Below are 22,087 nucleotides of genomic sequence, written 5' to 3' on the forward strand. Positions count from 1 at the left end.
TAACTACCCGCATGGAAATCAACAATAGTTTTGAATTAGAGTTTATTGCCTGTTTTTCCATGCATCTGGAAAACATTTACAGCGAACACAACCATCCGAAAGACACCAGACAAAGGGATAGGTACTCTGAACTGATTGCCTTCATCAAAGAGTCACCTTTTGAAAATGCGTTGGAAAAATACAGGCAAATATCACTCGCAGATACTGACATCAGCCTTTTTGATGAGTCAACAATCAAAATGGCGCAGAGACTGGCAAGAATTGAAATGGACCTGCCTCTCGTGCTTGATAATTAAAATTCTAAATCCCCCAAAGTAGGCCAGCCATTAAGTTAGTCGCAAACTTAGCAATCTCAGAAGATCTTAAAGCCATCTTTAAGTATGTGATTTCTGTGCGCACGCTGTGTGAACTGACTGCCAAAACCGGTAGCCTGGATCAACGATTTACCCCTTCCCCCACTGCCATCGAAGGCATGCTGTGTCATTTGGCCGTGGCTTACCGTCGCGAGCATTATTACCAGACTGAAATTACCCTCACCGGTGAATACCAGAATATCTTTGTGCGTGGCAGGGCCGATGGCTTTGACCCGGAGCTCAACCAGCTGGAAGAGGTGAAAACCTATAAAGGGCATCTGGACCGCATGCCTGAGAACCACAGGTTGCTGCACTGGGCGCAGGCCAAGGTGTATGCGCATCTGATGTGTATGGAGAAAGAGCTCCCCTCCATCAACGTGGCCCTGGTGTATTACAACGTGACTTCCAAAGAGAAAACGCTGCTGGTTGAAGAATATTCGGCAGCTACCTTGCAAGCATTCTTTGAGTCATTGTGTCGCAAGTTGCTGGTATGGGCGGAGCAGGAACTGGCACACAGAGCCAGCAGGGATAGTGAATTATCCAGACTCAATTTCCCGTATCCTGAATTCAGGACTGGTCAAAGAGTGCTGGCAGAGTCGGTGTATAAATCAGCCATGAAACAAAGGCACCAGTTGATTCAGGCCACCACAGGCATAGGAAAAACACTGGGCACTATCTTCCCCTTATTAAAAGCCATGCCAGAAGCCAAACTGGACAAGGTCTTTTTCCTGACTGCCAAATCATCCGGCCGTGAGCTGGGATTAAATGCCATCAGAATGGTACAAAAGACCAATCCAGGCTTGCCTATCAGGACACTGGAATTAACCTCCCGCGAGAAGTCTTGCGAGCATCCGGACAAATCCTGTCATGGTGAGTCATGCCCGTTGGCCAATGGCTTTTATGACCGCTTGCCCAACGCCAGAAATGAGGCGCTTAAACAAACTATGATGGATAAACCCACCATCCGAAAGGTTGCGCTTAAACACCAGGTGTGTCCGTACTACCTATCGCAGGATCTGGCTAGCTGGAGCGATGTGGTGGTGGGTGATTACAACTACTATTTTGATCTGCATGCCTTGCTGTATGCGGGCACTGTGCTCAATGAATGGAAAGTCAGTGTACTGGTTGACGAAGCGCACAACATGATCGAGCGCTCACGCAAAATGTATAGTGCAGAATTGAATTATGGCGCTTTCAACGAAATGCTGCCGCATGTGCCCAAGTCATTAAAAGGTGTACTGGAGAAACTGAATGTCAGCTGGGCGGTATTGAACCGTAGCCAGAAGGTGCGTTATGAAGTGTATCCCTATATCCCTGAAGAGTTTGAAGATGCATTACAACGCGTGATCTCAAAAATCACTGATTATCTTGCGGAGTACCCAACTTTCAATGATGCCAAAGTGCTCAATTTCTATTTTGATGCCTTGCAGTTTTCGACACTGGCTGAATCATTTGGGGATCACTCCCTATTCGATATCACTAAAAACGAAACCAGTGTCGGCCTGTTTCAGCAAGACGCCACGTTATGCATCCGCAATGTGATTCCGGCAAAACATTTAACCCCCCGCTTCCAGGCAGCCAATTCAAACACTTTATTTTCAGCCACCCTAAGCCCCTCCTCATTCTTTAATGACATGCTGGGCCTTCCTGAAAATACCAGTTTTCTGGATGTGGAATCGCCGTTTGACGCCAAGCAATTGAAAGTAAAAGTAGCCAGACATATTTCAACCAGGTTCAAAGAGCGGCATTCATCCCATGAACCGATTGTGCATCTGGTGGCAAAGCAGTTCATCGAGAGACCGGGCAATTACATATTGTTTTTGAGCAGTTTTGATTACCTGAACGATGTGCAATCCTTGTTCAATAGTTTGTATCCCCACATTCCAACGCGCGCGCAATTGAGGGTAATGTCGGAAATGGATAAACAGCAATTTGTGAATGACTTCACCCTCACTTCAGAAGGCATCGCGTTTGCGGTATTGGGCGGCTCATTCGGTGAAGCGATTGACTTAACGGGTGACAGGTTAATCGGCGCCTTTATCGCCACCTTAGGATTGCCACAACTCAATGATGTGAATGAGCAAATGCGCTTGAGAATGGAAAAGATATTTGGCTTGGGTTATGAATACACCTACCTCTATCCGGGATTGCAAAAAGTTGTCCAGGCAGCCGGCAGAGTGATTCGCACAACCAATGATAGTGGCGTGATTCATTTAATGGACGACCGCTACAACCAATCCAAAATTAAAAAACTGCTGCCTAAGTGGTGGCCGTCCCCAGATCATTAACGTCTGCATTCAATCTAGAGCTTCAAAAAAATGAACATATTGAAGCGCATAAAATCATATAAGGTTAAACAAGTAATTTAACTAACCTCTGAGAATGAAGCTTTCGGCCAAAATAAAATCAAAACGCTTAGAAATTATCCAGATCGTTGAGAAAAATCACGCGTTATATCCTCGAATACTTTTCAACGATTTACATGGCTACGATCTTGATGAAACATTTCTAGAAATCGTGGTCGACCGCACCTATGAGTTTATGCCAGAAGATATTGGCAAAATTCAACATCAACTGGAACAGCTGTTAGACGTAGCTGTATACGCTTGTACACCCAACCAGCTACCAGACGCTGATCGCGAAAGGCTATTAGCGGTTGCAAAGGTGATCTGACGTCCTAATTCTGACGCACCAGTCATTGAATTAAAACATATGGCAATACTTGCTGGATGCTAATTCGTTGAGGCGCCTTCCTACATTCGAATCAGAATAATCACACTCGTCACATCCCATACCAATACCTACACTGGTCGCTCTAATAAAAAAACATTTGGAGAACGACTATGACTACAGTTACCGGTTTATTTAAAGATCAGGAAAGTGCAGAGCGTGCATATCTTTCTGCTACTGAAGCGGGTTACGGGGCGAATGACATCAACGTCATCATGTCCGAGGAAACGCGTGAGCGCTACTATGGTAAAAATGCCACACTAGAAACTGAAGTGGGCAGCAAAGCGGCTGAAGGCGCGGCTATCGGCGGTGCACTTGGTGCAACGGCAGGTGCGATTGCAGCTGCTATCGCCGCTGTGGGTACAGCCATTGTGGTACCTGGCTTGGGTCTGGTCATTGCCGGTCCACTGGCCGCAGGTATTGCAGGCGCAGGTGCTGGCGGGGTAACCGCCGGTCTGGTCGGTGCACTGATTGGCTGGGGTATTCCGGAAGATACCCTGAAACAATACGAAGCTGATGTTAAAGAGGGTGGCATCCTGATTGGTGTTAATTCAAAAAATGATGAAGACACCCGCCGTTTCCAAAGCGACTGGGGCAATCCAGAACTCAATCGCGTTTAAAAGTGAAATAAATAGCCCGCCATGAAAAACCACCTCCGGGTGGTTTTTTATCACGCCTTTCTTAGAGAGTGATTCATCGCTCACTGAAGCGCATCACAGTTTTTGAAGCAAGCACCTTACTTAACAATCTGCCAGCGCTTGCATTATTTCCATATTTATGGAAATATAGAATCTATGGAAACGACAACAGCAGTTACGCAACTCTCAGCCATTGCACAAGAGGCCAGGCTGGAGATATTCCGGTTACTGGTTCAGGCAGGTGCCGAAGGCCTCCCGGCGGGCTCAATTGGTGAACAGCTCAAGATTCCTGCGAGCACCTTGTCTTTCCACCTGAAAGAACTGACCCATGCCGGATTAACCAGCTCACGGCAGGTCAGCCGGTTTATTTATTACACAGCCAACTATCAAGCCATGAACACCCTGCTCGCCTACCTCACCGAAAACTGCTGCGCAGGCCAGGCTGTGTGTTGCCCTGACCTCAATTGCCACCCTGAAACGGAGAACAACGCATGAAACGTATGCACATGCATGTCGCTGTCGACAATATCCCGCAAAGTGTCCGGTTCTACTCGGCGCTTTTTGGTGTCCCTCCGATAGTTGAGAAACTTGACTATGCCAAATGGATGCTGGAAAGCCCGCACGTGAATTTCGCTATTAGCTCGCGCGGTGCCAAAGCGGGCCTGGACCATATCGGCATCCAGGTTGAAACAGAAGAAGAGCTGGAGGAGATCAGGACACGACTGGAACAAGCCGAGATGTCACTCCTTACCCAGGAGAGTACCACCTGCTGTTACGCCAGGTCAGACAAGCATTGGGTGCAAGATCCCTCCGGCATCGCCTGGGAAAGTTACCGCACGCTGGAAAGCGCGCCCACGTTTAACAATGCAGAAACCGAAAGTGCATGCTGTACGCCAGTAACGCAAGCCATACAAATCACCCCGAGAAAGTCAAAAGAACATCATGGCTGCTGCTAACCCAACTGCAATCTCTAGCTTTGAACGTAACCTGACCTGGTGGGTACTGGGCTGCATAGTGGTCGGGATAGCATTAGGCCAAGCCTTCCCCGCCTTCTTCCAGGCCATAGGTGGCTTAAAGGTTGCCGAAGTAAACCTGCCAGTGGCCGTACTGATCTGGCTGATGATTATCCCCATGTTGCTAAAAATCGACTTCAGCACCATGAAAGAAGTCCTCGCGCACAGCAAGGGCATAGGCGTGACCTTGTTCATTAACTGGGTAGTCAAGCCGTTCTCGATGGCCTTACTTGCGTGGGTCTTTATAAGGCACCTGTTCGCAGACCTGCTACCGGCAGACCAGCTCGACAGCTACATCGCAGGCTTGATTCTCTTAGCCGCCGCGCCATGCACGGCCATGGTGTTCGTCTGGAGCCAGCTTTGCAATGGCGAGCCCAGGTTCACACTGTCACAAGTCGCACTCAATGACACCATTATGCTGTTTGCCTTTGCGCCCCTGGTAGCGCTTTTGCTTGGCCTTTCCAGCATCGCTGTACCATGGGACACGCTCTTTATGTCCGTGGTTGTCTTTATCATTGTGCCTGTCTTGATCAGCCAGGCTCTGCGTAAGGTCATGCTGGCAAAAGGGCAAGGCGCACTTGAAAAGTTACTTAAGCGCATCCAGCCTGTTTCCCTGTCCGCCTTACTGGCAACGCTTGTTTTACTATTTGGGTTCCAAGGCCAGCAGATCCTGGAACAACCACTTATCATCGCCTTGCTTGCCGTGCCTATCATCATTCAGGTGTACTTCAATTCCATGCTGGCTTACTGGCTGAACAAAAAACTCAAGGTCGCCCACTGTGTTGCTGCGCCCTCTGCACTCATCGGTGCTTCCAACTTCTTTGAGCTGGCTGTGGCAACAGCTATCGCACTGTTTGGTTTTCACTCAGGGGCAGCGCTGGCCACTGTCGTCGGCGTGCTGGTAGAAGTCCCTGTCATGCTTTCCGTCGTTTCCATCGTCAACCGTAGCCGTACCTGGTACGAGACCCACTAATGTTTGAAAGCAGTCTATGAATATCCTGTTTCTATGCACCGGCAACTCCTGCCGCTCCATCCTGGCAGAAGCCACGTTTAACGCACTAGCCCCGGCAAGCATGCAAGCCATGAGCGCCGGCAGCCAGCCTACAGGCGAAGTACATCCGCGTTCCCTGGCATTGCTTAAGCGTGAAGGCATCGCCACAGAAGGCTATTACAGCAAGTCGTGGGATAACCTGCCCGCAACGCCAGACATCGTGATCACAGTGTGCAGCAATGCTGCCGGAGAAACCTGCCCGGCTTATTTAGGAAATGTATTAAGGGCACATTGGGGCGTTGATGACCCTGCAAAAGCAACGGGAAGCGAAGCTGAAATAGAAGCCTCATTCTTCAAAGCTTACTCCACGCTGCGCAAACGCATAGAGGCACTCTTAACGCTGGATGCCGAGTTTCTGGCAGATAAAGATAAACTGCAAAAAGAATTGCAGCGCATAGGCGAAAACATCACCTAGCGGCTAATTTGGGTTTCAAACAAACTTTCAATGAATTTAAATGGGCTGCGGTAGTCGTATTTGTTCCATTCATAAAAATAAGGAAAACAAATGCACGTAAGCTTTGAAGTCGCACAAGAAATCATAGATAAAGCAGTTGAAAAATCCAAAGAGATCGGCGTCAAGATGTGTATCGCCGTACTGGATTCTGGCGGCAACCTGAAAAGCTTCACAAGAATGGATGATGCGTGGGTAGGCAGTATCGATATTGCCATCAAAAAAGCGAAAACAGCCTGTTATTTCGCCATGCCATCTGGTGAAATCGGCAAACTTTCAGTGCCTGGCTCGCCTTTATACGGCATTGAGCATTCCAATGATGGCTTGATCACTTTCCCTGGCGGGTTACCGATTGTGGATGAAGAAGGCATGTTGATTGGTGCTATCGGTGTCAGTGGTGATACGGTTGAGAATGATCATTTGGTTGCGCAAGCCGGTGTGAATGTCGCTGGTGTCTGTGATGTGCCTAAGCATCCTTGGCGTACATAGTTTCAGATCAGATCAGAAAACTAATTAACAGCGCTATTTAAAAAGCAGCAGGACTCAAGTGAATACCTTGAGTCCTGCTTGCAAAATACTTCATGAGTGTCGATAAACTCTAACAAAAATCAAAGATAACTTCGGACTTTTGCTCACCGCCTTTGGCGTGATTGATAATGACGCTACTGGATAGATTATTGTTTCCGACGCGCAAACATCATCCCGATCAATAATAATCCTGCCATCAACATCGCTTTGTTTTCAGGTTCAGGCACTGGGATTGCGACTGCAGCCATCTCAGCCTGCGAAAAGATCGTGTAGTAATTGCTACCCGAAGCCTGCGAATCCTGCGCGAGCATCACATTGTAAAAATTAGAGCCAGGAATGTTGTGCCATACCCAATAAGACTCTGACTCATTCAGGCCACTGCTAGTATCAAAAAACGTCACGACCTGCGTGGTCTGAAAATCATTGCTTAAACCTAGTGAAGACGCAACATCATCATCAATAATCAGCGTTGCCCCGGTAAATGTTGTGGGTGTAGCACGACCAGTTTCAATTCTCAGGTAAATATCATAAAAGCCACCGGTAGAACCTTGCATCACGATGCTGTAACTGCCATTCGTGTTATTAGGCGGCGAATACACATTACCGCCACCGTAAAAATTTGAACCTGGAACATTTAATGTGAATGACCCACCGCCACTACCGACGACATCTGGCGTGCTATCAACCGGCACTTGATCGAAGTTGTTCCAGCCCACATACATTGAAGTTGTCGCGCTACCCCAGGGTGTGGCGGAATCCCATGTATCCATGGCAGCGTGTGCATTGACTGTTGTAGTGGCGGCTGTGACTAGCAATGCATGTTTGAACAATTTAACTTTTGATATTTTCTTGAGGTAAGTACTTGCCTTACGATTCAAAAATAACATGAACATTGCCGCAAGCATCAAGCTGCTACTCATTGGCTCCGGTACTGGAGTGACTGAACCAACCACTGCGATGTCTACCTGGGTGAAGTTAGTCTGATTAAAGAGGTTGCCAACGTTGAGTACCTTGAATTGATATGTGCTGTCCGCAGGTATTCCCTGAAACAGCCAATAGTACTCATACTCCAGGAAATTTGAATCGGAATAGGCAACGATACTTGTAGCCATATACGAATCGGTGCTGGTAAATAAATAGGCATCCGTCAGTACCGGCGCCTTGTATGTCTCCAGCCTCAAATACACATCAAAAGTACCCGGCAAAGTGGGGTCCATCCCCGATATATTTGAGCTCAAGATTCCACTGACATTCCCGGACGGATTCGGCATGCTCACGTTGCCACTACCGTAATATGGAGTGGGTGTCATAAAAACTGGCCCGCCATTGTAAGGATAAAAAAACACGGACCCTGTACCACTCCCAGGAGCATCGGGCGTGTTGTCTTGGGGCAGCACGTCAAACACATTCCACCCCGCATAATAAGTTGGCGAAGAACCCCAAGGTGCTGCCGCATCCCATACATCGAATGCAGCTTTGGCTGGACTTACAAAAAGTAGAAAAACATATAGAACTGTCAACAAACGTATGAATTTATTCATGATTTTTCCCTGAGATAACGATGAGATTGCTGCTTTTTAAAAACTTTTCTCACTTACAGCAATTCACATGCCATTTCTTTTTACTGCTTTTCCAGTGCACCCAAGGTTGATTAAACATCAATTTAAAATTAAAAATAATTCTTATAAATTAAAATAAAATAAATATTACTTATCAAAATTCAAAACATTCAGACGACTTTTTGAATAAAAAAACAAGTTCTAAAATTCATGAGAAATGATTAGGAATAAAGACGTAATCTTTTAGGAATCCTTTTTTACTGCTCACTTGATAAAAGGATTTCAGGATTAACAATCAGTCCCAGGTAAAACAGTGTTAAGGTAAAAAACACGCACATGTTTTGACTTTAAATTCGCTGAAAAAGGTACTAAATACCAGTTAATTCTCAAAAACAGTGCATAACATGCACTAAAAATGCGAATTAAATGAATATCTGCCAGAGCAACACTTTCAAACTTGCTGCACTTTCAAAGTTGATGATTAGATTCGTGAGCTTTGATCTCCTAGAATTTAGCTTGTGTAAACTGCTGCCTTAACCAAACCATCGCCTCGTCCTCTTGAGACTTTATATGCCACGCCATGCCTAGCTCGAAAGGCGGGATTGAGAATGGCAGCTCAATCAAATCCAACGAATCTTGATACTTCTCAAGTAACTGCTTAGGTAAGGTGGCGACGCAATCGCTATTAGTGAGCACCAAAGCAATCTGGTTATAACTGGGCACAGACGCCACGATATTCCTGGTTTGTGACTGCTCGGATAACAAATGATCAATTGAGCTGGATAAGTCACCTTTTGCAGATACGATGACATGCGAGAGTTGACAATATTCATTGAGCGTCGGTTTTTTGGTGCCTCGCGCATGCCTTTTTTTCTGCGCCATGATAAAGCTGTCTTTCATTAAATACCTGACCTTGAGGCTGTCTGGCATTTTGTTGATATCGCCTATGTATAAATCAATGTTGCCTTTCTCTAGGTCTTCTTTCACATTCACGCCAAACACTGACACGAATGAAATTTGCAGCCCGGGATTATTAAATGAAAGAACCTTTTTTAAGACTGGCAAGCCCAGAATCGTGAATACACTATCGTTGGTTGCAATGGTGAATTTGCGGCGCGAGGTGAGTGGGTCAAAGCTGGATTTGAAATTGACGGCAAACTTAAGCTCGTTAATGGATGCCCTTAATTTATGCTGTAGGTTTAAAGCCCGCTCAGTGAGCACCATACCGCGCCCTACTTCAGCCGGAACCAGCAACGGGTCTTCAAACAGCACCCGCAGCCTGGCTAACTGCGTAGAGAGCGCTGGCTGGCTGATATTCAGTCTCTGCGCCGCCTTGGTGACGTTTTTTTCTTCCAGAAGAATATCCAGCGAAATCAATAAAGGGAGGTCGGCTCTTTTAATATCCATAATATTTATACTTCCAATACAAATATTCAATTTTAAATAATCATTAATTATACGTATTCTGACGGCAATTTAAATGAAAAGGAGAATATTGATGAGCAATGTGCAAGGCAAAAAAAGAATGAGATTCAAGAAGACGGTTTTAGCCATCGGCTTATTGTTGAAGTGCCTGACTTACGCCAACACTTCTGTTGCCGGAGCTGAATTACCAGCAAGCCCTGTTGCTAAATACCATGCTGAAACTGGTTATTACACGTTTAAATTGGGTACGTATGAAATCACGGTGATTTCGGATGGCACGGTGCCTCAAGACTTACATGCATTGCTAAAAGGCGCGCCCCAGCAAACGGTGGATGGCTTGTTGGAGCAGGTGCATTTGCATAACCCGGTAGAGGCATCCATCAATGTGTTTTTAATTAACACAGGCAAGAAGTTAATACTGGTGGATACGGGTGCGGGCGATTTTTTTGGCAAGGGGTTTGGCGGCAAGTTTAGTGAGCGCTTAAACAAGTTGGGCGTGAAGCCTGAGGATATTTCTGACATATTGATCACTCATATCCATACCGATCATACAGGCGGCCTGGTGCATGAGGGCAAAGCCGTTTTCCCCAATGCGAATATCTATGTAGGTAAAGCCGATGTAGCTTTTTTTCTGGATGCTAAAAACCAAAACGGGGTGGATGGCTATGACAAAGCCTATTTCCAGCAGGCACAAACTGCGATGCAGCCTTATGTGGCGTTGGGCCGTGTAAAACCGCTGAGTGGCGTACAAAAAATTCTTGCTGATTTTAATGCTTACCCAACACCCGGCCATACGCCTGGGCATTACTACTACAGGTTAGAAAGCCAGGGCCAGTCGATTACATTCATTGGTGACTCCGTGCATGTTGAAGCGGTGCAGTTTCCTCAACCTGACATCACCATTACTTACGATGTTGACCAACCTAGTGCAGCGAAACAACGACAGACTCAATTCGATCAACTTGCTAAAAGCAAGGCCATGATTGCCGCCCCACACTTGCCATATCCTGGGATTGGCTACATTCATACGCAAAAAGAAGGGTTTGCATTTATCCGTACAGAATTTCATGACAGGGATGGACTGTGATTAAGCAGATTTAGACGTGAAAAAGCCCTCTCAATGAGGGCCTTTATTTTAGGCTAGGTTAAATCTGTGCCTGGCCCCCATCTATAAAAAACTCAATCCCGTTAATAAAGCTGGCATGTGGTGATGAGAGGAATGCCACAGCTTTGGCGACTTCATCAGGGTCGCCCACTCTGCCCATAGGCACTTGAGCGCCTAAGTAATCCAGCAAGCCTTGTTGCTGCGCTGGGTCGTTACCGGCCAGTTCAACCAGGCCTGGGGTTTTGATCGGGCCAGGGCTGACCACATTGACACGAATACCGCGGTCTTTGAGGTCTAAAATCCAGCTTCGGGCCAGGTTGCGGATTGCGGCTTTTGAGGCGCTGTAAATACTGAATGCGGCGGTACCTTTGATGCTGGTGGTTGAGCCGGTTAATACAATAGACGCGCCATCTTTAAGCAACGGCAAGGCTTTTTGCACGGTAAAGATCACGCCTTTTACGTTCCGGCCAAAAATATCTTCATAGTGATCTTCAGTAATTGCGCCTAATGGCAACATGTTACCGCCACCTGCATTGGCGTAAATCACGTCAATTTGTGAGTGATTTTGCTGTACTGCATCATAGAGACGGTCAATGTCCGCCAGCTTGGACATATCGGCCTGGATGCCTTTCACCTTACCGCCTATGGTTTTGATGGCGGCCTCTAGTTCAGCCTGTCTGCGACCAGTGATATAGACATAAGCGCCCTGGTTTGAAAAATGTTTGGCTGTGGCCAGGCCGATACCGCTAGTGCCACCCGTAACCACGACGACTTTGTTTTCAAATGTTGTTGACATGATATTTCTCCTTAAGTAATTAATGAACGTCACTGCATGGATGAAATATTGCCAGTGGGCCAATAAATGCACTAGACTGCTTTTTTGAGTTTAATTGTTCCAATAATGAGCCAATATGCGTGACATTAATGATTACATCTTGTTTGCGGAGGTGGTGAGTGGCGGCAGTTTTGCAGCGGCCAGCCGACGCGTGCGTATCCCTAAATCCACCATTAGTCGAAGAATCGGTTTGCTGGAAGAAAGGCTGGGCGTACGCTTGATTGAACGGTCCACCAGACGGTTTCGGGTAACTGAAATCGGGCAATCGTTTTATGAGCGGTGCAAAGTGATTATGCTGGATGTAGAACAGGCGGATTCCATTGTCTCGGAGTCACTTAGCGAACCGAAAGGATTGGTGCGGTGCAGTTGCCCGCTGGGTTTGTACGAAACCCTCTCCTCTATTTTTTCTTCATTTCTGTTGGCCTTTCCCCAAGCCAGGTTGCAGCTGGTGGCCGGAGATAATCCGGTGAACCTGATCGAGGATAGAATCGATGTCGCCATCAGGGTGCGTACGGTTTTGGATACCGATGGCTCGCTGGTAATGAGGACGCTTGGCCATTCTGAACGCATCCTTGTGGCCTCACCGACGCTGGCAAAAAAAATAGATCAATCTAGCCTGGACAATTTATCCAGCCTGCCAACCATTGCGACTTCGGACCAGAACCATGCCATCGAATGGCAATTCCATCATGCTTCGTTAGGAGAAAAATCTATCTGGCATGAACCCATATTGAGTTGTGTGGATTTTTCAACGGTGAGAGAGGCGGCTATCGCTGGGATTGGCATTGCATTGCTGCCTGACCATACGTGCAGTGAAGCTTTGCATGACGGCAAACTGGTAAAGGTTTTCCCTGAATGGAAAACCACCATGGGTATTCTGCATATTGTATTCACGACCCGACGCGGATTACCACCAGTAGTGCGGGCATTTATTGATCACCTGGCAGCTCAAGTGAAACAGACTGCCACTACCCCAAATTTAAAAATATAAAAGGGCCTCTGTTGCCAGAAGCCGTTCTTCACACGTGGCCTTCCTTGTTTTATGCTGCCATTATGACTCCGTATCCTGTTTGGATTTAAACCGACTGAACAGGCCACAACGGACTTTTTCTGCCTCATCTGCGGTCATGGCGCCATCACAGCAATGCCTGTGGTGATGCCCATGACGACCTCTGAATCCACCAAAAAGAATCCTGCTGAGGATCAACAAGCCCACTGCCTGGCAGTAATCAATCGCATGAATACCATCGGCTAATGAAACAGCCACGTGGTTCCACAACAGCATGACGACATAAGATAACGCGGCGATTGCAACTACGGCTAACGCTGCAAAGGCAGCACATTTACTTTTACAACTTTTCATTCATCTCTCCAATCATTAGTCATTAATATGCTTAGTCACTGGCATGCAGTTGATCTCTGAGGAAAGTCACTGCGTACCTTTTTCTAGCTAATAAGGTGTTGATAGAAACACCGGTTTCTGCGGCAATTTGTTTGAAACTTTTGCCATCTATCTCATGTACGATAAACACTTGTCGTTGCTCAATTGGTAGCTGATTAAGCGTCGCAATCACTTGTTCAACCAGCATTTTTCTTTCGTAAATTGAGGCCGGGGTTTCGGTTTCAATCGAAAGTATAGATTCCAGCCATAGGGAGTCTTCATCCTCATCCTGGTCAAGTGTGACCTCCTGCTTTTGCTTTCTAAAACGGTCAATAATGCGATTTTTTGCTACACGATATAACCACGCGCCGACCTGCTCCAGCGGCTCGGGCAAGCGATAAGCCGACACAAACTCGTAGAACACATCCTGCAAAATATCATCTGCGTCACCGGCATTCGGGACACTTTTTCTGATGAAATTGCGTAGCCTGGCTTTTTCTTTATTGAATGTTTCTGTGATCACAGAATCTTGTTGGGCCATGCGCAAGTTGTTTTCTAAATGTGTATCCATGCTGTGTAGACGTTTCAGCTTTGGAAATATTGTATGCAGGCTGAAATATGCTTAAAAAGATGATGGCGCAGCTAATGCCACTCGGTCGGTGTAATGCCTAGCCGTTTTGCAAACACCCGGCTGAATGCCGCTGAACTTTGGTAACCCACTTGGGTGGCAATGCTTTTGAGTGGCTTGCCCTGCCTGATCAGGTTTTGCGCAATGGAGAGCCGCCAATCGGTGAGATAGTCTAACGGTGTGGTGCCTACCGTCGCTTTAAAGTTAGCCGCGAACCTGGCGCGTGACATGCCGGATACATCGGCCAGGGTTTCTAGTGTCCACGGATGTGATGGTTTTTCGTGCATGGCCTTCACGGCCTGTGCCAGGCGAGTATCGGCCAATGCCGCAAAAATGCTTTGCTGCAACTGACCGTGCTGAATCACATGCCGTAATACCTGAATCAGGAAATACTCTGCCAATCGGTCTAAGGCAGCCTGCCTGCCCAATGCTTGCTCAAATGCCTCGTTAAACAATAATTGCAGGGTGGGCGCAATGAGCTGCACTTCATTCAGAGGCACGATCACAAATTCTGGCAATGCAGTCGCCAACGGGCTACGCACACTGGCACCTAAATCAATCGAGGCACACACCAGCTCACAGGCTGAGCCCGCCACAGGCGTGAGCATATGTATGCTGGGGCGCGGGAAAAACACTACGCTGGGCTGTTCTATCTGTGAAATAGGCTGACCTTTCCACATGAGGTCTAGCTTGCCGGACCGTAGCAAGTGGATATGTCCCACCTGCCCTGATCCATCAAAGTTTGCAATTTCACATAGATCACCGGTAAAAAATACTTTGGCAGAAAGTGAAATCTGATTCAAAAGGGGTAATAATGGGTCCAAACGATACTCCTGATCAACATAACGAGACCTTTGATAATCATTAGTATTGCATAATATCTCCAACGCACAAAGCGTCTTAATTAACCAAACAAGGAGATTTATCATGGCACGAATTCAAACAATCAACCGCGAAACCGCCAGTGCGGAGATCAATGCAACGCTAGACGCAGTCAAAGCCAAACTGGGCAAAGTCCCTAATTTGATTGCCACTTTTGCGCAGGCACCGGTTGCGTTAAATGCTTACCTCAGCTTAAGTGAAGGAGTCACCAAAGGCCGCTTGACCGCCAAACAAAGGGAGTCACTTGCACTTGCCATTGGGCAGGCCAATAGTTGCCAGTATTGCCTGTCTGCGCATAGCCTGATTGCCAGGGGGGCTGGCCTTAACTCAGAGGCTATCCAGGCCGCACGCCACGCCGGGGCAAACGATGAAGTGACTGATGGATTGTTGAAACTGGCGGTGAAAATTGTGCAACAGCGTGGGGTATTGTCAGAACAGGACTTGAGTGAAGCGCATTTGGCAGGTGTCGATGACGGTTTAATTCTGGAAGTGATTGCCAATGTTGCTTTAAACACATTGACCAACTACACCAACCATATTGCGCAGACGGAGATTGATTTTCCCGTAGTCGCAGTGTAAGCAGCAGATCAGGCCACAACGATGTGGCCTGATTCATTCAAGTGGCGACGATTGCTGATGTTAATTAACTGGCTAAACAAGGAAATTTTCAACCGTTTGTATAAACAGCTGTGGCTGTTCGGCATGTACCCAATGATCCGTTGGCAGACTGATAAATTCGGCTTTAGGAAAATGCTGCTTAATCTCAGCAATATCACTTTCTTGCACATATTGACTGCGCTCGCCGCGAATAAACAGGCAAGGCTTTGCAAAGTGCGCTGAAAATGCAGCCTGAAATTTTGGGTAGTTAACTTTGATTGCTGGCAGGTTGATCCGCCACTGTAACTGACCTTCTACTTTTACCAGGTTAGTCAGTAAAAACTGGCGCACCATCAGGTTGCTGATCGGTGCCTTTAATGCGCGATCAATATCATTACGTGATTCCGCATGGCTTAAATCTACGGTCATCATGGCATTGATCAAATGCGTGTGTTCATCCGCATAAGCCCGCATGGCCATATCGACCACAATCAACTTGCTGACACGCTCAGGGTATTGCGTGGCAAACTGCATGGCGACCTTGCCACCTAAAGAATGCCCGAGTAAATGAATCTGCTCTAAATCTAAGACATCGCATAGCTCCAGCAGGTCATCTGCCATGTCAGCGTAGCTTTGCGACTCACTATGCGGCGAGCGGCCATGATTGCGCAGATCTATGCTGATCACCTGGAAATGTTGAGCAAAATGTTTGGCGATATTGCCCCAGTTATCGGCTGAGCCGAACAGGCCGTGTATAAGGACTAACGGCATCCCCTCGCCTAGCGTTTGATAATGTAGTTGCATACTTTAGGTATGCCGGCATTCACCGGCATTAAATGATATTAAGTGACTTTTTTCTTGACGGCAGCATCAAACATTTCGTGGTTGATCGGCGATTCCAGTCGGCCGTTATTCAGCAATGTCAGTACCAGGTCTATCGAGGCTTCATTGATGACAATCGCACCATTCTCGACTTGCAGCCCCCAGTTTTTCAGCTGGTTGACTTTGACCAGTTCTTCCATGAATGTGGCGTCTTTGTAGTAGCCGCTTTTCTGGATCGAAGACACCTTGCGCAGGTAATTCAGGTTGGCGCCTATATGTTCTTTCAGCAAGCTGGCATCGTTGAATATGTTCAGGTCTACAAATTCCTTTAACACCACATCGCGGTTTTTCTCCATACCGGCGCGGAAATTCAACGTCTTTTCAAACTCTTTTTTATTGGCGATGAAAGTCGTGCCGTCATAAGTGAAGAAATCCACCTGGGTATCAATGGTGAAGATCTCCTTTTCATCCAGGTCTTTCAGTTCCTGGTCTTTGAACTGGATAAAAGACACATGCGACAGGCGGGCTGCATGATTGAATTTATTGATTTTGCGGTAGGCATAGATGGCTTTGTCCTGGTGCTCCAGTTTGATCACCATCGCCCATGAATCCAGCAGTTGCTCATATTGCTCGACTTTGGCGTTGGCGGTGCCTTTTTCAATCTCGGCCTGGATCAGGGTGACATCGGTCTCAGACGAAGCAATGGTTAACAGGCTTTTGTCCTGGTCGGCGGTCAGGAAGTCGTACTCATCCAGCTGGTAGTCCTGATCAAGGATTTTTTCGGTGACTGCATTTTTAAGCTTTTGCTCCAGTTTGGTATCGGTATCTACTTTTAACACCGAATATTTTGCCTGCTGCTGGCTGAGCTTTCTTTTCACCAGCCAAAAAGTGGTCACCCAATGCTTGAAATCACTGGCGCGTAGGGCCTGTAAGCTGTGTTTCACATTAGTCGTCACTGAGATTCTCCTTCGCCTGCTTCCTTCGTGACTTCTACATGAGTAACAAAGTACATTAAATTGGAAAGCCGTTTGATTGCGCAATAATCACCGACCTGGAAATGCTGTTTTGACAACAGCAGGCCCTGCCTCTCTTGCGTGCCATCTTTGAACTGGCAGTCATACAGCCCGTAACCGGCCAGCGCCAGCACCGGGTTGACGAACACATTTTGCGTACGGTATGAAAGCACAAACATCAGGCTCAAAAAGATAAACAGGCATAACAGCAATTTCCAGTCACCCAGGTCAAACTTATAAAAAGACATCATGTAGGGGATGGTATACGTAAACATATCGCCGGATTTATTGGATACCTTGGAAATCTTCACCGGTACGCCCTGCCTGATATTGCGCGCTGCACTCAAGGCAAATAAAGCGCTGAGTGCGAAGATCACAAAAATGGCGAGCGCACGCATCGGATGCTCAAAATGAAGCGTGTCTTCATTCAAGTCCTTGATGATGAGAATCAGGCCCAACGGTGCGTAACCGCTGATAAAAATGGCTAGCGCCGATAAAAAATGCAGTTGCATATTGCAAGCTTAGATAAGTTGATCCACCCAAGAATACAGGCAGTTTGCATTGCAATCAAATGGCATGCAACGGTGGCTAAAGCAAGTCAGCCCATTCCTACGTTACTATCAGAATTTAGTGTATTCACGGCATGAGGCGATTTTTGAATAATGGAACCTCCTAAATCCACTCAAGAAGGAAACATTATGAAAAATACAATCAAATCATTATTGCTGGTAAGTGCTTTGGCTTTGCCTATGGCTGGTTTTGCTGCTGACGGTGACTCATTGGGTACCAAAGTAGAAGATTCAGTGATCACTACTAAAGTTAAAGCTGCTTTCGCTAAAGACAAAGTTGTTAGCGCAACTGACATCAGCGTCGAAACTGATAGCAATGGCCTGGTACAACTGTCAGGCAATGCAAAATCTAAAGCTGAAGCTCAAAAAGCAGAAAAAATTGCTAAGAGCATCAAAGGCGTAACTGCCGTTAAAAACGAAATCGTTGTTGCTAACTAAGCAGCAATCGATACTTAGATAGACAAGACTTACAACTCGCCACATCTAAGCGCAGGACTTGCCCATAGGAATTTCAAAATTCCTATGGGTATTTAATTTTCAGGGCTCTTATTCTTAAGCTAAATACATCCTCACCATCTTCAGTTGCCACCCGGCTTTGCGTTTACCATTCATTGATTCGCAATATACAGCTTTTACACTAGTGCAACGTTAAGGGTCGCGCGTCCGTGCTAACCGTCCTATAATGGCTTGAACAGTCTGGGGAGAAGCCATGATCGCACATGCATTAACCATCATTGTGAATGAGTTAAATCATCAGCTGGTAGAGGCGTACGGTATCAGTAGTAATGCCACGCCAGCCGGATTGCATGATCTTTCTTCTGCAAATGCTCAGCGTGAAGGTTTAAACCTGACGCTGGTGAATGTTCAGGAAGATGCCGGGTTAAAAAATTCGCCGCCGGGCATGAACCCCTCCCATACCGTTTATCAATCGCCACCGCTGCAGCTAAACCTGCTTGTGTTGCTGTCCGCGACTTATGCATCCTATACTGAAGCATTGTTAATGCTTGGACGCGCCATGCAGTTTTTCCACGCACAGCCATTGTTTAGCGAGATGAATGTGAAGCACGAATCCATGACGCACAATGCGCCGACGCATGCGCTGGACAGATTGCGCGAATTCAAGCTTGCGATTGATTTATATTCGCCGACACTGGAAGAAACGCATGATGTGTGGTCGACATTGAAAGCAGTGCCAGTGCCTTCTGCACTATATAAATTACGTTTACTGACCTTAGCGACAGATGCGCCGGACACCAAGGTATTGCCTATGCTGGAAAGACGGCTGCCCACCCCTAACCGCGATAGAAATTAAATCATGGCCCAATACAAAACTCCAGGCGTGTATATAGAAGAAATCATCAAGCTACCCCCGACAGTCACCGAGGTTGAAACCGCATTTCCGGTGTTTATCGGCTATACAGAAAAAGCTGAGCGCGATGGTGCCTCGTTGTTGCAGGTACCTACCAGAATCTCGTCCTTAGTTGAATATGAATCCTGCTTTGGTGGTCCGCCTGCACAGGCTGTGACGCTATGGCTAGATGAGCAAAATCAGGTCACTGATACCAGGGTTGATCATGTTTTTTACCTGTATGACAGCTTGCGTTTGTATTTTTTTAATGGCGGCGGCCCATGCATGATAGTGTCAGTTGGCGGCTACAGCAGTGCTGTTTCTGCAGCAGCGCTTGCTCAGGGATTAAGCAGTATTGAAAAGCTCCCTGAGCCAACCATCATCGTGATGCCGGAAGCCGTTGCCACTGAAAAATATGGCGCGCCGCTATATATGGCTGCACTGGCGCAATGTGCAGAGGTGCACAACCGTATCGTTATTTGCGACTTGGGTTACCACTCAACCGATACTGATTTTAGCGAAGTCGTGGATACATTCAGAAACGAGATCGGTAATGAGAATCTTAAATACGGAGCAGCTTATGGGCCATGGCTGATCAGTACTCTTCCCAGAGAAATCCGATTTGCAAATTTGACCCTCAAGCGCAAAACAGATGGCACCGTCATCCGGCCGGAGAGCCTCACCAGCGACGCAAGTATTCTTGAATTGATCGCACAGATCCGCCTGGCAGAAACCTCAGGAACCAGTGTTGAGATAGAAGCAACTGCAGTAAACACTCAAATTGGGCATAAATCTTTACAGCAGCTATACAACGACCTCTACTCCCAGTTTGAATTATTCAAAACTTGGGTGACTCAATCGACGGCAGCCCTGAATACCATCCCGCCAGGCGGCGTAATGGCGGGCATTTATGCACGCGTAGATGCTAATCGTGGCGTCTGGAAAGCCCCGGCTAATGTGTCTATCAATGAGGTCTTAGAGCCTGTATTTGCAATCACAGATGACATGCAAGAAACGCTGAACGTGCATGCTACGGGTAAATCCATCAATGCTATTCGTCGTTTTAGCGGCAAAGGGACCCTGGTGTGGGGAGCAAGGACTTTGGCAGGCAATGACAATGAGTGGCGTTACATCAGTGCGCGCAGATACTTCAACTTTATCGAAGCATCCGTTAAACAAGCGATTCATGCATTTATATTTGAACCCAACGATGCCAATACCTGGGTCAAAATTAAAGCCATGATTGAAAGTTTCCTAACACTACAGTGGCGTGCAGGCGCATTACAAGGCGCTAAACCTGAACATGCTTTTTACGTAGCTATTGGCTTAAACAAGACCATGACAGCCCTGGATATCTTAGAGGGGCGCATGCTGCTGGAAATCGGGTTGGCCAGTGTGAGGCCAGCTGAATTTATTATTCTGAAATTTAGCCAGAAAATGGCTCAGAATTAGTTCTTATCAACGTTGAGATATAAAAAATGGAGAGGCCACTTAGCCTCTCCACTTTTATTCTTGATCGTGCTTATGCATACTCTGCAACACCTACCTTGAGGCATTCTTCAGCACAACGTCTGCAAGCTTCCGCACAGAGACGGCAATGCTCAGATGCATGTTTTTCACATTCTTCCGCACAGGCAGTACAAATCTCAGCACAGTCCTGGCAGACCAAATCAACGAACTCACTACCACGGGCAATAAATGAAGCTGTCAAACGGCAAAAGTCGGCACAATCCATGTCATGTTCAATGCAGGTGCGCATCATCGGGTTGGCTTCGCTTTCGCAAGCGATAGCACAGCTGTCACATGCATCTGCAGCCTTTTTACAGAGATCCATGCACAATTTTAAATTCTGTTCGTTCATCTTAATCTCCCAAATAATAAATCAGCTGTCAGGAACCACATTTGATAATAGTGACTTACGTTTTCACCCCTATTAAAAAGGAGTGAAAACGTAAATTTAACGAGGGTTATTTACCCTGTTGAACGTTAGTACCACCATCAGCAGGTTGCTCATGGAAGCGTTTACTTTTTTCCATATTGCTGCCAGGCTTGGATTGTTTATTACCAGAGCCTTGGTTGGCACTGTTACCATTGTTGTTGTCTTGCTGTTCTTGCAGGTAATCACCATTTTTGGTGGTGTTAGGCACTTCTTTTTTCTGCTGATGCGCAGGCGGTACATCACGACCCGCACCAGCGTTAGTGTCCGCTGCAAAGGCAGTAGTCGTCGTACACATAAACAGACCTGCAAGTAAAACTGTGAGTAATTTATTCATGGTATCTCCTCAAAAATTATTGGATTGCTTCTTATTTTAGAAGCGTGATAACCATGTTACTTACCCACGTTTTACTTGTATGTAAGCAGGCCTACGAATGTGATGTAGGATAATGACGAGCGCTTAACTATCCTCGTTACCGGTCAGGCTGCCATGGCTACGAATCCAGGCAATCACCTTCAATAATTCATCCGGTGAAATACCATTATTAGGGTCGGAAGGGTCCATCAGGCCTTTACCTTTTGCACCCATACCGCCGTTAGTACCGTGCCACACGGTTTCAAACATCCCTTTGTTAGTGGCATCTTTGGCATAATTATAATTTGGGCCAGTCAATGCCGGGCCTACCTGGCCACCTGCTTCAGGGCCATGACACTGGGTACATGAATACAGCTGGAAAATTTTCTTACCGGCTTTAATCGCATCATCTTTACCCACATATGGGTTTTTACCTGTGGCTAAAAACTCTTTCGCAGCAGGCGTATCAAATAACTCAGGTTTGATTTCCATTGGAGAACCATCCTGGGTGGTAACGAATTTGATGGCCGGTCCACTGGCACCTGCAGAAGCAGCCTCACCAGAACCGGATTCATTTTTGTTACAGGCGGTAAGGCCTGTGATCAACACCAACATGCCAAGTCCGAGCTTAGTATTCATGCTTATTCTCCTTAGTATTAAATGTTCTCTTGAAAAATTATTGTAGTCACTGCTTATATAAGCATTGCTTGCAGACCGATTATGAATAAAACAGAAAGTGCCGCCCATGTAAGAATGGCGCAATCTTTTGTAGGACGATTCGGACAGAGGATCTTTTTCGCTATCAAATCTGGAAAGATTTCATCAGTCAAGCATTAAAAAAGCCCGGATTTCTCCAGGCTTTTCTATG

Annotated in this window: 27 protein-coding genes; 15 read left to right on the forward strand and 12 right to left on the reverse strand. The window is 46.7% G+C overall.

Features of this window, described 5'->3' with window-relative positions; translation table 11 throughout:
* The first annotated feature begins 11 nt into the window (after positions 1–11).
* From ASG24_RS03680 to ASG24_RS03720, 9 genes are all read left to right on the forward strand, one after another.
* Entirely contained in the window at positions 12–296 is a 285-nt protein-coding gene (locus ASG24_RS03680; RefSeq protein WP_055867957.1) for a hypothetical protein, read from the forward strand.
* Between the two features lie 95 nt (positions 297–391).
* Positions 392–2,641, forward strand: coding sequence for an ATP-dependent DNA helicase (locus ASG24_RS03685; protein ID WP_055868448.1), 2,250 nt, complete (start codon positions 392–394; stop codon positions 2,639–2,641).
* Between the two features lie 94 nt (positions 2,642–2,735).
* Complete coding sequence (locus ASG24_RS03690) at positions 2,736–3,026, forward strand: hypothetical protein (RefSeq protein ID WP_055826407.1); 291 nt, start codon at positions 2,736–2,738, stop codon at positions 3,024–3,026.
* A gap of 170 nt (positions 3,027–3,196) precedes the next feature.
* A complete protein-coding gene (locus ASG24_RS03695) occupies positions 3,197–3,703 on the forward strand; it encodes a hypothetical protein (protein ID WP_055867959.1) in 507 nt (168 codons plus the stop codon).
* Between the two features lie 174 nt (positions 3,704–3,877).
* Positions 3,878–4,216 (forward strand): helix-turn-helix transcriptional regulator, encoded by a 339-nt coding sequence (locus ASG24_RS03700; protein WP_055867960.1) that lies wholly within the window; start codon positions 3,878–3,880, stop codon positions 4,214–4,216.
* On the forward strand, positions 4,213–4,677 hold the full coding sequence (locus ASG24_RS03705) for an ArsI/CadI family heavy metal resistance metalloenzyme (RefSeq protein ID WP_055867963.1): 465 nt from the start codon (positions 4,213–4,215) through the stop codon (positions 4,675–4,677). The genes ASG24_RS03700 and ASG24_RS03705 overlap by 4 nt, the downstream gene beginning before the upstream one ends.
* The gene (arsB, locus tag ASG24_RS03710; RefSeq protein ID WP_055867967.1) at positions 4,664–5,707 is read left to right on the forward strand and encodes an ACR3 family arsenite efflux transporter; all 1,044 of its coding nucleotides are present in this window, start codon (positions 4,664–4,666) and stop codon (positions 5,705–5,707) included. Before ASG24_RS03705 ends, arsB begins: the two co-directional genes overlap by 14 nt.
* A 16-nt stretch (positions 5,708–5,723) precedes the next feature.
* Positions 5,724–6,200, forward strand: coding sequence for an arsenate reductase ArsC (locus ASG24_RS03715; protein ID WP_055867969.1), 477 nt, complete (start codon positions 5,724–5,726; stop codon positions 6,198–6,200).
* A 90-nt stretch (positions 6,201–6,290) separates the two neighbouring features.
* Positions 6,291–6,725: a heme-binding protein gene (locus ASG24_RS03720; RefSeq protein ID WP_055826420.1), complete on the forward strand. Its 435-nt coding sequence runs from the start codon at positions 6,291–6,293 to the stop codon at positions 6,723–6,725.
* 185 nt (positions 6,726–6,910) lie between these two features.
* Here ASG24_RS03720 and ASG24_RS03725 read toward each other — a convergent pair whose 3' ends face one another.
* Both ASG24_RS03725 and ASG24_RS03730 read right to left on the reverse strand, forming a co-directional pair.
* Complete coding sequence (locus ASG24_RS03725) at positions 6,911–8,305, reverse strand: PEP-CTERM sorting domain-containing protein (RefSeq protein ID WP_156376510.1); 1,395 nt, start codon at positions 8,303–8,305, stop codon at positions 6,911–6,913.
* Positions 8,306–8,827: 522 nt separating this feature from the next.
* Positions 8,828–9,730 (reverse strand): LysR family transcriptional regulator, encoded by a 903-nt coding sequence (locus tag ASG24_RS03730; RefSeq protein ID WP_055867974.1) that lies wholly within the window; start codon positions 9,728–9,730, stop codon positions 8,828–8,830.
* A gap of 91 nt (positions 9,731–9,821) precedes the next feature.
* On the opposite strand from ASG24_RS03730, the gene ASG24_RS03735 reads away from it, so the two are divergent.
* Entirely contained in the window at positions 9,822–10,835 is a 1,014-nt protein-coding gene (locus tag ASG24_RS03735) for an MBL fold metallo-hydrolase (protein WP_055867977.1), read from the forward strand.
* A gap of 58 nt (positions 10,836–10,893) precedes the next feature.
* Here the strand turns inward: ASG24_RS03735 and ASG24_RS03740 are convergent, their stop codons facing one another.
* Positions 10,894–11,649 carry an SDR family NAD(P)-dependent oxidoreductase gene (locus tag ASG24_RS03740; RefSeq protein ID WP_055867979.1) on the reverse strand — a complete coding sequence of 252 codons (756 nt, stop codon included), beginning with the start codon at positions 11,647–11,649 and terminating at the stop codon, positions 10,894–10,896.
* A 115-nt stretch (positions 11,650–11,764) separates the two neighbouring features.
* Between ASG24_RS03740 and ASG24_RS03745 the strand changes: the two genes are divergently transcribed.
* Positions 11,765–12,679, forward strand: coding sequence for a LysR family transcriptional regulator (locus tag ASG24_RS03745; protein WP_055867981.1), 915 nt, complete (start codon positions 11,765–11,767; stop codon positions 12,677–12,679).
* Positions 12,680–12,739: 60 nt separating this feature from the next.
* Here ASG24_RS03745 and ASG24_RS03750 read toward each other — a convergent pair whose 3' ends face one another.
* The 3 genes from ASG24_RS03750 to ASG24_RS03760 all read right to left on the reverse strand — a co-directional run bounded on the left by ASG24_RS03750 (position 12,740) and on the right by ASG24_RS03760 (position 14,521).
* Positions 12,740–13,051 (reverse strand): hypothetical protein, encoded by a 312-nt coding sequence (locus tag ASG24_RS03750; RefSeq protein WP_055867983.1) that lies wholly within the window; start codon positions 13,049–13,051, stop codon positions 12,740–12,742.
* A gap of 31 nt (positions 13,052–13,082) precedes the next feature.
* Positions 13,083–13,610, reverse strand: a complete 528-nt coding sequence (locus tag ASG24_RS03755) for an RNA polymerase sigma factor (RefSeq protein ID WP_200936963.1) — start codon at positions 13,608–13,610, stop codon at positions 13,083–13,085.
* Between the two features lie 101 nt (positions 13,611–13,711).
* Positions 13,712–14,521 (reverse strand): AraC family transcriptional regulator, encoded by an 810-nt coding sequence (locus ASG24_RS03760; RefSeq protein WP_055867989.1) that lies wholly within the window; start codon positions 14,519–14,521, stop codon positions 13,712–13,714.
* A gap of 103 nt (positions 14,522–14,624) precedes the next feature.
* Here ASG24_RS03760 and ASG24_RS03765 point away from each other — a divergent pair, with 103 nt between their 5' ends.
* Positions 14,625–15,158, forward strand: a complete 534-nt coding sequence (locus ASG24_RS03765; protein WP_055867993.1) for a carboxymuconolactone decarboxylase family protein — start codon at positions 14,625–14,627, stop codon at positions 15,156–15,158.
* A gap of 72 nt (positions 15,159–15,230) precedes the next feature.
* Here the strand turns inward: ASG24_RS03765 and ASG24_RS03770 are convergent, their stop codons facing one another.
* The 3 genes from ASG24_RS03770 to ASG24_RS03780 all read right to left on the reverse strand — a co-directional run bounded on the left by ASG24_RS03770 (position 15,231) and on the right by ASG24_RS03780 (position 17,523).
* Complete coding sequence (locus tag ASG24_RS03770) at positions 15,231–15,947, reverse strand: alpha/beta fold hydrolase (protein ID WP_235562296.1); 717 nt, start codon at positions 15,945–15,947, stop codon at positions 15,231–15,233.
* Positions 15,948–16,018: 71 nt separating this feature from the next.
* Positions 16,019–16,954: a Kiwa anti-phage protein KwaB-like domain-containing protein gene (locus ASG24_RS14575; RefSeq protein ID WP_055867998.1), complete on the reverse strand. Its 936-nt coding sequence runs from the start codon at positions 16,952–16,954 to the stop codon at positions 16,019–16,021.
* Positions 16,951–17,523: a hypothetical protein gene (locus ASG24_RS03780; protein WP_055868000.1), complete on the reverse strand. Its 573-nt coding sequence runs from the start codon at positions 17,521–17,523 to the stop codon at positions 16,951–16,953. Before ASG24_RS03780 ends, ASG24_RS14575 begins: the two co-directional genes overlap by 4 nt.
* A 186-nt stretch (positions 17,524–17,709) precedes the next feature.
* Here ASG24_RS03780 and ASG24_RS03785 point away from each other — a divergent pair, with 186 nt between their 5' ends.
* The 3 genes from ASG24_RS03785 (at position 17,710) to ASG24_RS03795 (ending at position 20,380) form a co-directional block, all read left to right on the forward strand.
* Positions 17,710–18,018: a BON domain-containing protein gene (locus tag ASG24_RS03785; protein ID WP_055868003.1), complete on the forward strand. Its 309-nt coding sequence runs from the start codon at positions 17,710–17,712 to the stop codon at positions 18,016–18,018.
* Positions 18,019–18,289: 271 nt separating this feature from the next.
* The gene (locus ASG24_RS03790; RefSeq protein ID WP_055868006.1) at positions 18,290–18,892 is read left to right on the forward strand and encodes a DUF4255 domain-containing protein; all 603 of its coding nucleotides are present in this window, start codon (positions 18,290–18,292) and stop codon (positions 18,890–18,892) included.
* A 3-nt stretch (positions 18,893–18,895) separates the two neighbouring features.
* The gene (locus ASG24_RS03795) at positions 18,896–20,380 is read left to right on the forward strand and encodes a phage tail sheath C-terminal domain-containing protein (RefSeq protein WP_055868008.1); all 1,485 of its coding nucleotides are present in this window, start codon (positions 18,896–18,898) and stop codon (positions 20,378–20,380) included.
* 70 nt (positions 20,381–20,450) lie between these two features.
* On the opposite strand, the gene ASG24_RS03800 is transcribed toward ASG24_RS03795, so the two are convergent.
* From ASG24_RS03800 to ASG24_RS03810, 3 genes are all read right to left on the reverse strand, one after another.
* On the reverse strand, positions 20,451–20,789 hold the full coding sequence (locus ASG24_RS03800) for a four-helix bundle copper-binding protein (RefSeq protein ID WP_055868011.1): 339 nt from the start codon (positions 20,787–20,789) through the stop codon (positions 20,451–20,453).
* Positions 20,790–20,895: 106 nt separating this feature from the next.
* Complete coding sequence (locus ASG24_RS03805; RefSeq protein ID WP_235562297.1) at positions 20,896–21,201, reverse strand: hypothetical protein; 306 nt, start codon at positions 21,199–21,201, stop codon at positions 20,896–20,898.
* 123 nt (positions 21,202–21,324) lie between these two features.
* Positions 21,325–21,858, reverse strand: coding sequence for a cytochrome c (locus ASG24_RS03810; protein ID WP_055868014.1), 534 nt, complete (start codon positions 21,856–21,858; stop codon positions 21,325–21,327).
* Between the last annotated feature and the right edge of the window lie 229 nt (positions 21,859–22,087).

The organism is Methylophilus sp. Leaf414, from assembly GCF_001425425.1.
GTDB lineage: Bacteria > Pseudomonadota > Gammaproteobacteria > Burkholderiales > Methylophilaceae > Methylophilus.

What these genes read in the sequence shown, in the direction of transcription:
- ASG24_RS03715 (WP_055867969.1), top strand. Translation starts at nt 5,724, where the DNA reads ATGAATATCCTGTTTCTATGCACCGGCAACTCCTGCCGCTCCATCCTG.
- ASG24_RS03750 (WP_055867983.1), bottom strand. Translation starts at nt 13,051, where the DNA reads ATGAAAAGTTGTAAAAGTAAATGTGCTGCCTTTGCAGCGTTAGCCGTA.
- ASG24_RS03745 (WP_055867981.1), top strand. Translation starts at nt 11,765, where the DNA reads ATGCGTGACATTAATGATTACATCTTGTTTGCGGAGGTGGTGAGTGGC.
- ASG24_RS03795 (WP_055868008.1), top strand. Translation starts at nt 18,896, where the DNA reads ATGGCCCAATACAAAACTCCAGGCGTGTATATAGAAGAAATCATCAAG.
- ASG24_RS03740 (WP_055867979.1), bottom strand. Translation starts at nt 11,649, where the DNA reads ATGTCAACAACATTTGAAAACAAAGTCGTCGTGGTTACGGGTGGCACT.
- ASG24_RS03705 (WP_055867963.1), top strand. Translation starts at nt 4,213, where the DNA reads ATGAAACGTATGCACATGCATGTCGCTGTCGACAATATCCCGCAAAGT.
- ASG24_RS03800 (WP_055868011.1), bottom strand. Translation starts at nt 20,789, where the DNA reads ATGAACGAACAGAATTTAAAATTGTGCATGGATCTCTGTAAAAAGGCT.
- ASG24_RS03680 (WP_055867957.1), top strand. Translation starts at nt 12, where the DNA reads ATGGAAATCAACAATAGTTTTGAATTAGAGTTTATTGCCTGTTTTTCC.
- ASG24_RS03790 (WP_055868006.1), top strand. Translation starts at nt 18,290, where the DNA reads ATGATCGCACATGCATTAACCATCATTGTGAATGAGTTAAATCATCAG.
- ASG24_RS03690 (WP_055826407.1), top strand. Translation starts at nt 2,736, where the DNA reads ATGAAGCTTTCGGCCAAAATAAAATCAAAACGCTTAGAAATTATCCAG.
- ASG24_RS03785 (WP_055868003.1), top strand. Translation starts at nt 17,710, where the DNA reads ATGAAAAATACAATCAAATCATTATTGCTGGTAAGTGCTTTGGCTTTG.
- ASG24_RS03810 (WP_055868014.1), bottom strand. Translation starts at nt 21,858, where the DNA reads ATGAATACTAAGCTCGGACTTGGCATGTTGGTGTTGATCACAGGCCTT.
- ASG24_RS03755 (WP_200936963.1), bottom strand. Translation starts at nt 13,610, where the DNA reads ATGGCCCAACAAGATTCTGTGATCACAGAAACATTCAATAAAGAAAAA.
- arsB (WP_055867967.1), top strand. Translation starts at nt 4,664, where the DNA reads ATGGCTGCTGCTAACCCAACTGCAATCTCTAGCTTTGAACGTAACCTG.
- ASG24_RS03770 (WP_235562296.1), bottom strand. Translation starts at nt 15,947, where the DNA reads ATGCCGTTAGTCCTTATACACGGCCTGTTCGGCTCAGCCGATAACTGG.
- ASG24_RS03735 (WP_055867977.1), top strand. Translation starts at nt 9,822, where the DNA reads ATGAGCAATGTGCAAGGCAAAAAAAGAATGAGATTCAAGAAGACGGTT.
- ASG24_RS03780 (WP_055868000.1), bottom strand. Translation starts at nt 17,523, where the DNA reads ATGCAACTGCATTTTTTATCGGCGCTAGCCATTTTTATCAGCGGTTAC.
- ASG24_RS03720 (WP_055826420.1), top strand. Translation starts at nt 6,291, where the DNA reads ATGCACGTAAGCTTTGAAGTCGCACAAGAAATCATAGATAAAGCAGTT.
- ASG24_RS03700 (WP_055867960.1), top strand. Translation starts at nt 3,878, where the DNA reads ATGGAAACGACAACAGCAGTTACGCAACTCTCAGCCATTGCACAAGAG.
- ASG24_RS03725 (WP_156376510.1), bottom strand. Translation starts at nt 8,305, where the DNA reads ATGAATAAATTCATACGTTTGTTGACAGTTCTATATGTTTTTCTACTT.
- ASG24_RS03765 (WP_055867993.1), top strand. Translation starts at nt 14,625, where the DNA reads ATGGCACGAATTCAAACAATCAACCGCGAAACCGCCAGTGCGGAGATC.
- ASG24_RS03805 (WP_235562297.1), bottom strand. Translation starts at nt 21,201, where the DNA reads ATGAATAAATTACTCACAGTTTTACTTGCAGGTCTGTTTATGTGTACG.
- ASG24_RS03695 (WP_055867959.1), top strand. Translation starts at nt 3,197, where the DNA reads ATGACTACAGTTACCGGTTTATTTAAAGATCAGGAAAGTGCAGAGCGT.
- ASG24_RS03730 (WP_055867974.1), bottom strand. Translation starts at nt 9,730, where the DNA reads ATGGATATTAAAAGAGCCGACCTCCCTTTATTGATTTCGCTGGATATT.